At 68.1% G+C, this 12,324-nt stretch carries 8 protein-coding genes and 1 pseudogene; all 9 read left to right on the plus strand.

The window, feature by feature from the left end:
* Window positions 1-8: 8 nt before the first annotated feature.
* The 9 genes and pseudogenes from bamA (at window position 9) to INQ40_RS09080 (ending at window position 12,320) form a co-directional block, all read left to right on the plus strand.
* Complete coding sequence (bamA, locus tag INQ40_RS09040) at window positions 9-2,462, plus strand: outer membrane protein assembly factor BamA (protein WP_194340181.1); 2,454 nt, start codon at window positions 9-11, stop codon at window positions 2,460-2,462.
* Between the two features lie 17 nt (window positions 2,463-2,479).
* Complete coding sequence (gene lpxD, locus INQ40_RS09045; protein ID WP_194340182.1) at window positions 2,480-3,508, plus strand: UDP-3-O-(3-hydroxymyristoyl)glucosamine N-acyltransferase; 1,029 nt, start codon at window positions 2,480-2,482, stop codon at window positions 3,506-3,508.
* The gene (gene fabZ / locus INQ40_RS09050) at window positions 3,505-3,966 is read left to right on the plus strand and encodes a 3-hydroxyacyl-ACP dehydratase FabZ (protein WP_194033954.1); all 462 of its coding nucleotides are present in this window, start codon (window positions 3,505-3,507) and stop codon (window positions 3,964-3,966) included. The genes lpxD and fabZ overlap by 4 nt, the downstream gene beginning before the upstream one ends.
* Window positions 3,963-4,748, plus strand: a complete 786-nt coding sequence (gene lpxA / locus INQ40_RS09055; protein WP_194340183.1) for an acyl-ACP--UDP-N-acetylglucosamine O-acyltransferase — start codon at window positions 3,963-3,965, stop codon at window positions 4,746-4,748. Before fabZ ends, lpxA begins: the two co-directional genes overlap by 4 nt.
* Window positions 4,745-5,947, plus strand: a complete 1,203-nt coding sequence (gene lpxB / locus INQ40_RS09060) for a lipid-A-disaccharide synthase (protein ID WP_194340184.1) — start codon at window positions 4,745-4,747, stop codon at window positions 5,945-5,947. The genes lpxA and lpxB overlap by 4 nt, the downstream gene beginning before the upstream one ends.
* Window positions 5,948-6,014: 67 nt before the next feature.
* Window positions 6,015-6,587 (plus strand): annotated as a pseudogene (locus tag INQ40_RS09065) (ribonuclease HII); the annotation flags it as partial.
* Window positions 6,588-6,889: 302 nt separating this feature from the next.
* The gene (locus tag INQ40_RS09070) at window positions 6,890-7,540 is read left to right on the plus strand and encodes a hypothetical protein (protein ID WP_194340186.1); all 651 of its coding nucleotides are present in this window, start codon (window positions 6,890-6,892) and stop codon (window positions 7,538-7,540) included.
* Window positions 7,541-7,676: 136 nt separating this feature from the next.
* Window positions 7,677-11,252, plus strand: a complete 3,576-nt coding sequence (gene dnaE / locus INQ40_RS09075) for a DNA polymerase III subunit alpha (RefSeq protein ID WP_194340187.1) — start codon at window positions 7,677-7,679, stop codon at window positions 11,250-11,252.
* A 108-nt stretch (window positions 11,253-11,360) separates the two neighbouring features.
* Entirely contained in the window at window positions 11,361-12,320 is a 960-nt protein-coding gene (locus tag INQ40_RS09080; protein ID WP_194340188.1) for an acetyl-CoA carboxylase carboxyltransferase subunit alpha, read from the plus strand.
* Window positions 12,321-12,324: the final 4 nt, after the last annotated feature.

Below are 12,324 nucleotides of genomic sequence, written 5' to 3' on the forward strand. Positions count from 1 at the left end.
ACGTGACAATGACGCGACCCATCCCCCGCCGCCTGCTGGTCCTGGCCCTTGCTTCGGCGCTTTCCACGGTTCCCGCGTTGAGCGCGGTTGCGCAGCAGCAGTCCGCGATCGCCGCACCGGTCGCTCCCTTCACCGTCAGCGACATCCGCGTGGACGGCCTGCAGCGGATTTCCGCCGGTACGGTGTTCACCTACCTGCCGGTCGAGCGTGGCGACACGATGGACCAGGCCGCGGCCGGCGATGCGATCCGCGCGCTGTACAAGACCGGGTTCTTCGAGGACGTCCGCATCGGTCACCAGGGCGACATCCTCGTGGTCACCGTCGTCGAGCGTCCGGCGATCAACAAGCTGACCCTGACCGGCAACAAGGACATCAAGACCGAGGACCTGATGAAGGGCCTCAACGACATCGGCCTGACCGAAGGCAACACCTTCGACCGGCTGAGCCTGGACCGCGTCACCCAGGAACTGACCCGCCAGTACAACAACCGCGGCAAGTACAACGTCAAGGTGACCCCGTCGGTGGCCGCGCTGCCGCGCAATCGCGTCGACGTGACCATCGCGGTGGAAGAAGGCAAGGCCGCCCGGATCCAGCACATCAACCTGATCGGCAACGAGCTGTTTGACGACAAGGAAATCACCGGCGGCTGGGAGTCGGGCGTGCACAACTGGCTGAGCTGGTACCGCCGCGATGACCAGTACTCGCGCGAGAAGCTTTCCGGCGACCTGGAAAAGCTCAACAACTTCTACCTGGACCGTGGCTACGTCGACTTCAACATCGACTCCACCCAGGTCGCCATCAGTCCCGACCTGCAGGACATGTTCATCACCGCGGGCGTGACCGAGGGCGAGCAGTACAAGATCTCCAGCGTCGAGATCACCGGCGACACCGTGCTGCCCAAGGAAGACATCGAGAAGATGGTGCTGGTCAAGCCCGACCAGGTGTTCTCGCGCAGCCTGCTGGAGATCAGCTCCGATGCGATCACCGCCACGCTGGGCAACGTCGGCTACGCCTTCGCCCAGGTCAATCCGATTCCCGACGTCAACCGCGAGGACAAGACGGTCGCGATCGCGATGCAGGTGGTTCCCGGGCCGCGCGTCAACGTGCGCCGGATCAGCTTCAAGGGCAACTCGCGCACCGCCGATGAAGTCCTGCGCCGGCAGATGCGCCAGTTTGAGGGGTCCTGGTATTCGCAGGCCGCGATCGACCGCTCCAAGATCCGCATCCAGGGGCTGGGCTATTTCGACAAGGTCGATGTGGAAACCGTCCCGGTGCCCGGCACCAGCGACCAGGTCGATGTCGTCTACAACGTCAACGAGGTGGCCGCCGGCAGCTTCGTGTTCGGCCTGGGCTATTCGCAGCTGACCGGCCTGAGCACGCAGGTGCAGGTGTCGCAGAACAACTTCCTGGGCAGCGGCAACCGCATCGCCGTGCAGGCGCAGCGCAACGACTACCTGCAGCGCTACGACTTCTCCTTCACCGATCCGTACTTCACCGACAACGGCGTCTCGCTGGGCTACAACCTGCGCTGGAGCGAGTTCAACAACTCCAACTTCAACACCGCGCGCTACTCCTCCACCAGCGGCATGGCGCAGATGGTGCTCGGTGTGCCGATCACCGAGACCGACAGCTTCACCACGCTGCTGGGAATCGACAGCAACCAGATCTTCGCCTACCGCGGATCCACGCCCGAGTCCATCGTCGACTACATCGATGCGGTCGGCCAGCGCACCTTCCACGCCTGGCGCGGCGAGATCGGCTGGGCGCGCAACACGCTCAACAGCGCGCTGACGCCGACCCGCGGCCTGTCGCAGCGCCTGTGGCTGGAGGCGACCCTGCCCGGCTCCACGGTGGAGTACTACAAGCTCAACTACAGCCTGTCGCACTTCTGGCCGCTGTCGCGCCACCTGGTGCTCAACACGCGCGCCGAGCTGGGCTACGGCGACAGCTACGGCGACGCCTCGGTGCGCAACATCTGCTACACCCCGCCGACCCAGGACAATCCGGATCCGGTGCAGACCACCAACTGCGACCCGAGCTCGCCCGATTACGTGAAGACCGTCACCGCCGACGGCCTGCCGTTCTTCGAGAATTTCTACGCCGGTGGTACGCGCTCGGTCCGCGGCTTCAAGGACAACACCCTGGGCCCGCGCGAGGCGGCGCTGTACAGCAGCTACCTGCAGCCGATCGGTGGCGCGGTGAAGACCGTCGGCTCGGTGGAGATGATCTTTCCGACCCTGATCGACAGCACGGCGGCGCGCGTCTCCGCGTTCCTCGACTTCGGTAACGTGTTCGCCAGCACCGACGATTTCGATGCCGGCGAGCTGCGCGCGTCCACCGGTCTGGCGCTGATGTGGCGCTCGCCGATGGGCCCGATCACGATCAGCTACGCGTTCCCGGTCAAGAAGGAAGACGGCGACCAGCTGGAGCGCCTGCAGTTCACCTTCGGCGGCTCGTTCTGACGACGGACCCGGCCGTCATGCCCTCCTCTGCACCAACCGTGGCCGAGCTGGCCGAGCGGTTCTCGCTCGGCGTGCGCGGCGACGCGACCGCGCGCATCCGTGGCGTCGGCACGCTCGCCAATGCCGGCAAGGACCAGCTCGCCTTCCTGGCCAACCCCAGGTACCGCGGCCAGCTGGACGACTCGACAGCGGCCGCCGTGGTGATGCGCGCCGCCGATGCCGAGGGCTACGGTGGCACGGCGCTGGTCGCCGAGGACCCCTACACCGCGTTCGCCAAGATCGCCGCTGTGTTTGAAGTGGTGCCCGTGCGCGAGCCCGGCGTCCACCCGATGGCCGACATCCACGCCGACGCGGTGGTCGACCCTGCCGCGCACGTCGGCGCCTTCACCAGCATCGGTGCCGGCAGCCGCGTCGAGGCCGGCGCCTTCGTCGGCCCGGGCTGCATCGTCGGTGAGGACTGCGTCGTGGGCTCCGGCAGCGAGCTGCTCGCGCGCGTCACCCTGGTCACCCGGGTCCGGCTGGGCCGGCGCGTGCGCATCCACCCGGGCGCGGTGATCGGCGCCGACGGCTTCGGCCTGGCGATGGACGCGGGACGCTGGATCAAGGTGCCGCAGCTGGGCGGCGTGGTGATCGGCGATGACTGCGAGATCGGTGCCAACACCTGCATCGACCGCGGCGCGATCGAGGACACGGTGCTGGAGGAGGACGTCCGCCTGGACAACCTGATCCAGGTCGGCCACAACGTCCGCATCGGCGCGCACACGGCGATGGCCGGCTGCGTTGCCATCGCGGGCAGCGCCCGGATCGGGCGCTACTGCATGATCGCCGGCGGTGCCGGCATCGCCGGGCACCTGGAAATCTGCGACCGGGTGGTGGTGACCGCAATGAGCCTGGTGAGCAGTTCGATCCGCGAACCCGGAGAATACTCGTCCGGCACCGGGCTGATGGACAATCGCAGCTGGCGCAGGAACGCCGCGCGATTCCGGCAGCTGGACAGGATGGCGCGCCAGTTGCGCGACCAGGAACCTAAGGACGACACGCAATGACCGATGCACTCAAGCTCCCGATCGATGTTCCGGGGATCCAGGCGATGTTGCCGCACCGCTACCCGTTCCTCCTGGTCGACCGGGTGACGGAGCTGGAGCCGAACAAGCGCATCCTGGCCTACAAGAACGTCACCAACAACGAGCCGTTTTTCAACGGCCACTTTCCCGGCCAGCCGGTGATGCCCGGCGTGCTGGTGATCGAGGCGCTGGCCCAGGCCGGCGGCCTGCTCACCCAGCTCTCGCTGGGCGGTACGTTTGAGAACAAGCTGTTCTACCTGGTCAAGATCGACGGTGCCCGGTTCTCGCGCATGGTCGTCCCCGGCGACCGCCTCGACCTGGAGGTGGTCCTCAAGCGGACGATCCGCAACATGGCGCTGTACCAGGGCATCGCCCGGGTCGACGGCGAGCAGGCCGCGTGCGCCGACATCCTGTGTGCCGAGGTCGTCAACAAGCCATGAGCCCGGTGGTCATCCACCCCAGCGCGATCGTCGAGGCCGGGGCACGGCTCGCCGATGGTGTGACGGTGGGTGCCTTCAGCTACATCGGTGCGGACGTCGAGATCGGCGCCAACACCCAAATCGGGCCGCACTGCAGCGTGCATGGGCCGGCCCGGATCGGCCGCGACAACCGCTTCATCGGCCACGCCGCCATTGGTGGCGAGCCGCAGGACAAGAAGTACGCCGGCGAGCGCGTCGAGCTGGTCATCGGCGAGCGCAACACGGTCCGCGAGTTCGTCACCATCAACCGCGGCACCCGCGGCGGCGGCGGTGCGACCCGGATCGGCGACGACAACTGGCTGCTCGCCTACACCCACATCGCCCACGACTGCCTGATCGGCAACGACTGCGTTTTCTCCAACAACGCGACCCTGGCCGGGCACGTCGTGGTTGGCGACCACGTGATCCTCAGCGGGTTTGCCGGTGTCCACCAGTTCTGCCGGATCGGCGCGCACGCCTTCATCGGCATGGGCGCTTTCGTCAACGGCGACGTGCCGCCGTTCGTGATGGTCGCCCAGGAAGGCTACAGCCGCCCGCGCGGGATCAACAACGAAGGCCTGAAGCGGCGCGGCTTCGACGCGGCACGCATCGCGATGATCAAGCGTGCCTACCGCGCGCTGTACGTGGCCGGCCACTCGCTGGAAGAGGCGCACGCCCGGCTCAGCGAGATGGCAAGCGACAGCGACGACGTGCGCGCGCTGCTGGACTTCATCGACAGCGGCGATCGGCCCCTGCTGCGGTGAGCGACAACCGCGCCGTGGCGGGGATCTTCAACGAGCTCCCCCCGACCCGACCCAAACGCATCGCCCTGGTGGCCGGAGAAGCCTCCGGCGACCTGCTGGGCGCCGACCTGATCGAACAGCTCCGCCTGCGCTGGCCCGGCGCGGAATTCGTCGGTGTCGGCGGTGCGGCGATGCGCGATGCGGGCATGGAGACCTGGTTCGATGCATCCGAGCTCGCGGTGATGGGGCTGTCGGAAGTGCTGCGCCACCTGCCGCGGCTGTTGCGGCTGCGCCGCGAACTGCGCGAGCGCGTGCTGGGGTGGCAGCCAGACGTGTTCATCGGCATCGACGCGCCGGACTTCAACCTGGGCGTGGAGAAGTGGCTGAAGCAGCGCGGCGTGCGCACCGTGCACTACGTCAGCCCGTCGGTGTGGGCCTGGCGCGAGAAACGCGCGGCGCGCATCGGCGAGAGCGCGGATCTGGTGCTGTGCCTGTTCCCGATGGAGCCGCCGATCTACGCCCGCCACGACGTGGACGCGCGATTCGTCGGCCATCCACTGGCCGACACGATGCCCTTGGTGCCCGACCGCGATGCGGCGCGGGCGACGCTGGGACTGGACCCGCAGCGACCCATGCTGGCGCTGCTGCCCGGCTCACGGGTGGGCGAAATCCAGCGCCTGGGTGCCGACTTCATCGGCGCGGCGGCCCGCGTGCTTGCCGCCGAACCGACGCTGCAGGTAATCGCACCGATGGCCGGACCGCAGGCGCGCGACGCATTCCAGGCCATCCTTTCCAGCCATCCTGACGCGACCGCACTTTCGCGAGCGCTGAGCGTGGTCGACGGCCAGTCGCGCACCGCGATGGTCGCCAGCGACGTCATCCTGCTGGCGTCCGGCACGGCCACGCTGGAGGCGATGCTGGCAAAACGGCCGATGGTCGTGGCCTACAAGGTATCGGCGTTCACCTACCTGCTGGTGAAAACCCTGGGCATGCTCAAGGTCGACCATTACGCGCTGCCCAACGTGCTTGCAGGCGAGGAAGTTGTGCCGGAGCTGATGCAGGACGACTGCGGCCCGGAGGCACTGGCCGATGCGTGCCTGAAGTGGCTGCGCGGGGGCGACACCCGCGCCCTGCAATCGCGCTTCCTGACGCTGCACGACTCGCTGCGCCGCGGCGCCTCGGCGCAGGCTGCACAGGCGATCGTCGAGCTCGTATCCTGAGACGATGGGCCGCTGCACCGATCAACTCACGCTCCCCCTCGAGCCCGTCCGCGTCGCCGGGCCGTTCGCGGGTGTCGACGAGGCTGGCCGTGGCCCGCTGGCCGGTCCTGTCGTGGTCGCTGCGGTGGTGTTTGCGCCGGGGCGCACTCCGGTCAACGGACTGGACGACTCCAAGCTGCTGTGCGCGCGACGCCGCGAGGAGCTGTACGCGCGGATCGTGGAACGGGCGCTGGCCTGGCACGTGGTCGCGGTCGAGGTCGAGGAGATCGACCGCGTCAATATCTACCAGGCGACCATGATCGGGATGCGGCGCGCGGTCGAGGGCGTCAGCCACGTGGCCGTGGCCGCGCGCATCGACGGCAACGTCGTTCCCAAGGCGCTGCCGTGCCCGGCCGAGGCGTGGATCGGTGGCGACCAGCGCGACCGCACGATCATGGCCGCATCCATCCTGGCCAAGGTGACCCGCGACCGGCTGATGCTGGCGCTAGACGAGCAGTGGCCGTACTACGGCTTCGGCGCCCACAAGGGCTATGGCACCCCGGCGCACCTGGCCGCACTGGAGCAGCACGGCGCCTGCCCGCACCACCGTCGCAGCTTTGCCCCGGTGCGCGCGGTGATCGAACGCGACGGGCAATGGTGAACCGCGGCTCGTCCTGCATCACGGCGTGACGGGTTCACTAAGCGTTTCGGAAGACCGCGACACCTCGACACGCAAAGCCTTGTGCGGCGGGCTTCCCGGCATGAACAGCGCACGGCGGCAACGACTTCTGGCACTCGCCATCGAAGCGCCGGCGGCGCACGCTGATGGCTTGGAGCATGCCCGGTCGCACGATGCCTCCGCCTACCGGTGACGCACGCTCCGGCCTGTTGCGGATCGCGGTGGCTGCCGTTGGATCCGCCAGCCACTCCGTCCAGGCAAGGACAAGAACCGAGGGCACTGACATGAGATCGTCCCTGATGATCGTGTCGCCGTTGCCGACGAGCCTGTTCAGCACCGCCGAGCGACCCAATGCCAAGCGCCACCTGATTGGTGGTTTCGAACCCGACGCCGGCCGTCTGCAGCGGTTCAACGAATTGCTGACTTTGATCAGCGCAAAGCACCCGCAGGTGGACGCCGACCACCTCGCCACCGCAGCACGCGAGTTGATGGAGTACTCGCCCGACGGGCGGATTCCGCAATGCATTCGCGAACGGATCCGTCGCGCCGGCGCCATGGACCTGATGCGTTCAGACCCCGAATGGGAAACCCAGGCCACCGTGGCGATTGCCGCCGCGGCCGTACTGGATTACCTGCACGGCAAGGAGCCGCTGATTCCGCACAACCTGCCGGTGGTGGGTTGGCTGGATGGCGCTGTGGTCGTGGAGGCCGCTTGGCCGACCCTGGCCGACGAGGTGCGCGACTACCTCGACTTCTGCCGCCTGCGCCGCATCGAGGCGCGGTTGCGCGGTGAGGACCGACGCTATTTCGGTTTCACCCGCGACCAGTTCGACGATGCACGACTCGCCGAATTTCTCTGGATCGAGCATTGCCGCAGGACCGGTCGCAGCAGTTACCTGGCCGCGGACGAGGCCGGGCGGTTCCGGGTGAACTGAACGCAGGCGCGTCGCGGACCGACAACCCGCGACGCGCAGACGCGCGCCGCTGCCGGTGCCCGCTTGTCAAGGCCTTGCCGGGCCGACGGTGGCTGATACTCTGGGCGTTGCCCCAGCCGGTCGGTCCACGGCACGAATGCCAGCTCGCTTCACCCACCTGCACCTTCACAGCGAATTCTCGCTCGTCGACTCCACCATCCGGGTCAACGAGCTGGTCAAACGCTGCGTGATGCTTGGCCAGCCCGCGGTCGCCCTGACCGACGTCAACAACCTGTTTGCCGCGGTGAAGTTCTACCGCGCCGCGGAACAGGCCGGGGTCAAGCCGATCCTGGGCGCGGACGTCGGCCTGGCTGATGGCAACGAGGCCAGCTCGCGCCTGACCCTGCTGTGCCGCGACCACACCGGTTACCTGACCCTGTCGCGCCTGCTCAGCCGGATGTGGATGGAGGGCCACCGAACCGACAGCGTCGCGCTGCGGCCGGAATGGCTGCGCGAGGACAACGAGGGCCTGTTCGCGCTGGCCGGTCGACAGAGCCTCGCCGGGCGCATGGCAACCTCGCAGCGACCGGAATTGGCCGAGGCGTGGCTGGCGGACTGGCAGGGCATCTTCGATGACCGCCTGCACCTGGAACTGACCCGGACCGGGCGCGCCGACGACCCGGTGTTCAACGAATTCGCAATCCACGCCTCCGCCAAGCGCGGCCTGCCGCTGATCGCCAGCAACGATGTGCGCTTCCTTGACCGCGACGGCTTCGATGCCCACGAAGCCCGCGTCTGCATCTCCACCGGCCGCGTGCTCGACGACCCCAAGCGGCCGAAGGAGTACAGCGCCGAGCAGTACCTGAAGTCCTCGGACGACATGGCCGAGCTGTTCGCCGATGTCCCGGATGCGATCGACAACGCGCTGGCGCTGGCGACCCGCTGCAACGTCGAGATGCAGCTGGGCACCTACTACCTGCCCGCGTTCCCGGTGCCCGACGACCACACCATCGAGTCCTGGCTGCGAAGCCAGGCGCACGACGGGCTGGACGCGCGGCTGCAGAAGGTGCTGCAGGTCGAGGGCCGGCTCGCAAACGACATGACCCGGCAGGACTACGAGGACCGCCTCGACACCGAGCTGGGCGTCATCCTGTCGATGGGTTTCCCCGGCTACTTCCTGATCGTTGCGGACTTCATCAACTGGGGCAAGGAACAGGGCATCCCGGTCGGGCCGGGGCGCGGTTCGGGTGCCGGTTCACTGGTGGCCTGGGCGTTGGGCATCACCGACCTGGATCCGCTGCCCTACGACCTGTTGTTCGAGCGCTTCCTGAACCCCGAACGCGTGTCGATGCCCGACTTCGACATCGACTTCTGCATGGACCGCCGCGACGAGGTGATCGACTACGTCGCGCGCAAGTACGGCCGCGACCGGGTCAGCCAGATCATCACCTACGGCACCATGGCCGCCAAGGCGGTGGTGCGCGACTGCGGGCGCGTGCTGGGCCATCCCTATGGTTTCGTCGACGGCATCGCCAAGCTGATCCCGATGACCCTGGGCGTGAGCCTGCGCGATGCGCTGGGCGAGTCGGAGGCGGCGAAGAAGAATCCCGAGCTGGCATCGGGCGATCTCATCGCGCGCTACCACTCCGAGGACGATGTCCGCGACCTGCTCGACCTCGCGCTGAGCCTGGAGAACCTGACCCGCAACGCCGGTCGCCATGCCGGCGGCGTGGTGATCGCGCCCTCGCCACTGAGCGACTTCTGCCCGCTGTTCGCCGAGCACGATGGCGAGGGACGCGGCAAGACCCCCGTAACCCAGTTCGACAAGGACGACGTGGAATCCGTGGGTCTGGTGAAGTTCGACTTCCTCGGCCTGCGCACGCTGACGATCATCGACTGGGCGGTCAAGGCGATCAACGTGCGTCGCGCCAGATCCGGCGAGGAACCGCTGGACATCACCACCCTGCCACTGGACGACAAGGCGACGTACGAATTGTTTGCCCGCGGCGAAGGCGTGGCGGTGTTCCAGTTCGAGTCGCGCGGCATGCGCGAGCTGCTCAAGCGCGCGCGCCCGGACACCTTCGAGGACATCATCGCGCTGGCGGCGCTGTTCCGGCCCGGCCCGCTGGGCTCGGGGATGGACAAGGACTGGGTCGACCGCAAGCACGGCGTGGCCGAGGTCAGCTACCCGCATCCGTCACTGGAGCCGGTGCTGGGCCCGACCTACGGCGTGATCGTGTACCAGGAACAGGTGATGCAGATCGCCCAGGTTATGGCGGGCTATTCGCTCGGCGGCGCCGACCTGCTGCGTCGCGCGATGGGCAAGAAGAAGCCTGAGGAAATGGCCAAGGAGCGGGCCAAGTTCGAGGCCGGCTGCCTGGCCAACGGCATTCCGGCCAAGGTCGCCAGCCCGATCTTCGACCTGATGGAGAAGTTCGCCGAGTACGGCTTCAACAAGTCGCACTCCGCCGCCTATGCCTTGGTCGCGTACCAGACCGCCTGGCTGAAGGTGCACTACCCGGCCGAGTTCATGGCCGCCGTGCTGTCGTCCGACATGGACAACACCGAGAAGGTCACCGGCTTCCTGGACGAGTGCCGGGCGATGAACCTGCAGGTGTTGCCCCCGGACGTGGACGCCTCTGCGTACATGTTCGAGGCGGTGGCGCCGGACACCGATGCTGCACCGGCCGGCGCCGATGCCAAGTCGCCGGTTGGCACGATCCGCTACGGCCTAGGCGCGGTGAAGGGCGTCGGTCACGGCGCGTGCGATGCGATCGTGCAGGCGCGCCGCGCCGGCCCCTTCGCCGACCTGCTGGATTTCTGCAAGCGCGTGGAAGGCGGCAAGCTCAACCGCCGCGCGCTGGAAGCGCTGACCCGCGCCGGCGCCCTGGACAAGCTGGGAAAGAATCGCGCCAGCCTGATGCTGCAACTGCCCGAGGTGGTCCGCGCGACCGACCAGCTGGCCCGCGAGCGCGAGGCCGGACAGGTCAGCCTGTTCGGCGGCGGCGACGCCAGTCCGGCGCTGCACATCGAGCTGCGCGAGACCGACGAATTCCCGCTGGGGCAGCTGCTGGCCGGCGAACGCGAGACCCTGGGCCACTACCTCAGCGGGCACCCCTTTGATCCGTACCGCGACGAGCTGCTGGACCTGATCGGCCACGACCTGGGCGCGCTGGAGCGGATCTGGGAATCGCGCCCGGAAAGCGCGCGCAGCGGCTGGCGCCCGGAGCTGGACACGGTCGTCGCCGGCCAGGTGGTCGCGCTGCGCAAGAAGGGCGACAGCCAGATGTTCGTGCAGATCGAGGACGGCAACGGCCGCCTCGAAGTCGCGTTCTTCTCCGAGACCTACACCGACTTCGCGCCGCTGCTGACCCGCGATCGCCTGCTGGTGATCAAGGGCGGCCTGCGCGAGGACGCCTTCAGCGGCGGTTTTGCGCTCAAGGCCGAGCGCTGCTGGGACTACAACCAGGTCTGCGCCGATTACGCCAAACGGCTGTCGCTGCGGCTGGACCTGCAGGTGCCCGGCACCTGGCAGCGGGTGGATGCGCTGCTGGCCCGTCATCGTCCCGGCGGCGCCAGGGTCCGGCTCGATCTCCTGCTGCCCGCTGCCGCCGGCATGGTCGACCTGCCGGCCGCCGGATCGGTGCGGGTAGACGCGGAACTTGCCGGCCTGCTCCGCGCGGAACCCGGCGTGCGCGCGGTGAAGCTCGCGCTGGACCGGCCCTGGGGCTGAACGGGTAGTGCACACCTCCGCGTGCGCTGTGGCTTGCGGCGTCCGCGCAGAGGGGTCGGTTAGACTGTCGCCTTCACGGCAGTACGGCTGCCCGAGCCCAGGCATCCCATGAACCCGAACTACCTCGATTTCGAACAACCCATCGCCGACCTGGAAGCCAAGATCCAGGAGCTGCGCCAGGCCAGCCGCGGGTCCGCGGTGGATGCCGACAGCGAAGTCCACACCCTGCAGGACAAGTTGCGCAAGCGCACCGCGCAGATCTTCCGCGACCTCACGCCGTGGCAGGTATCGCAGCTGGCCCGGCATCCCGCGCGCCCGCATACCAACGACTACATCCGGGTGATGTGCGACGAGTTCCAGGAGCTGGCCGGCGACCGGGCCTACAGCGACGATCCGGCCATCGTGGGCGGCCTGGGCCGCATCGGCGGGCGACCGGTGGTCCTCATTGGCCACGAGAAGGGCCGCGACACCAAGAGCAAGGTGCGACGCAACTTCGGCATGCCACGGCCCGAGGGCTATCGCAAGGCGCTGCGCCTGATGAAGCTGGCCGAGCGTTTCCAGCTGCCGGTGTTGACATTCATCGATACCCCGGGCGCGTATCCCGGCATCGGGGCCGAAGAACGCGGCCAGTCGGAAGCCATCGCCCGCAACCTGCTGGAAATGGCCGAGCTGAAGGTCCCGATCATCTGCACGATCATCGGCGAGGGCGGCTCCGGCGGCGCGCTGGCGATCGGCGTGGGCGACTGCACGGTGATGCTCGAGCACAGCACCTACTCGGTGATCTCACCGGAGGGCTGCGCCTCGATCCTGTGGAAGGACCCGGCCAAGGCCAAGGACGCCGCCGAGCAGCTGGGCCTGACCGCCAAGCGCCTGCATGGGCTGGGCCTGATCGACAAGGTGGTGCGCGAGCCCACCGGCGGTGCGCATCGCAACCCGCGCCAGATCGCGACCCGGCTCAAGGCGGTCCTGCTCAACGAGCTGGACACGCTGCAGGCGATGCCGGTGGACGAGTTGCTGCAGCAGCGCTATGAGCGGCTGCGCAACTACGGCGCGTACGAAGCGGCCTGAGTCC

Source organism: Lysobacter sp. H21R4, assembly GCF_015277535.1.
Taxonomy (GTDB): domain Bacteria; phylum Pseudomonadota; class Gammaproteobacteria; order Xanthomonadales; family Xanthomonadaceae; genus Novilysobacter; species Novilysobacter ciconiae.

Excerpts from the sequence above, each read along its gene's own strand:
- lpxA (WP_194340183.1), top strand. The coding sequence starts at position 3,963 with ATGAGCCCGGTGGTCATCCACCCCAGCGCGATCGTCGAGGCCGGGGCA.
- dnaE (WP_194340187.1), top strand. The coding sequence starts at position 7,677 with ATGCCAGCTCGCTTCACCCACCTGCACCTTCACAGCGAATTCTCGCTC.
- INQ40_RS09070 (WP_194340186.1), top strand. The coding sequence starts at position 6,890 with ATGAGATCGTCCCTGATGATCGTGTCGCCGTTGCCGACGAGCCTGTTC.
- INQ40_RS09080 (WP_194340188.1), top strand. The coding sequence starts at position 11,361 with ATGAACCCGAACTACCTCGATTTCGAACAACCCATCGCCGACCTGGAA.
- fabZ (WP_194033954.1), top strand. The coding sequence starts at position 3,505 with ATGACCGATGCACTCAAGCTCCCGATCGATGTTCCGGGGATCCAGGCG.
- lpxD (WP_194340182.1), top strand. The coding sequence starts at position 2,480 with ATGCCCTCCTCTGCACCAACCGTGGCCGAGCTGGCCGAGCGGTTCTCG.
- bamA (WP_194340181.1), top strand. The coding sequence starts at position 9 with ATGACGCGACCCATCCCCCGCCGCCTGCTGGTCCTGGCCCTTGCTTCG.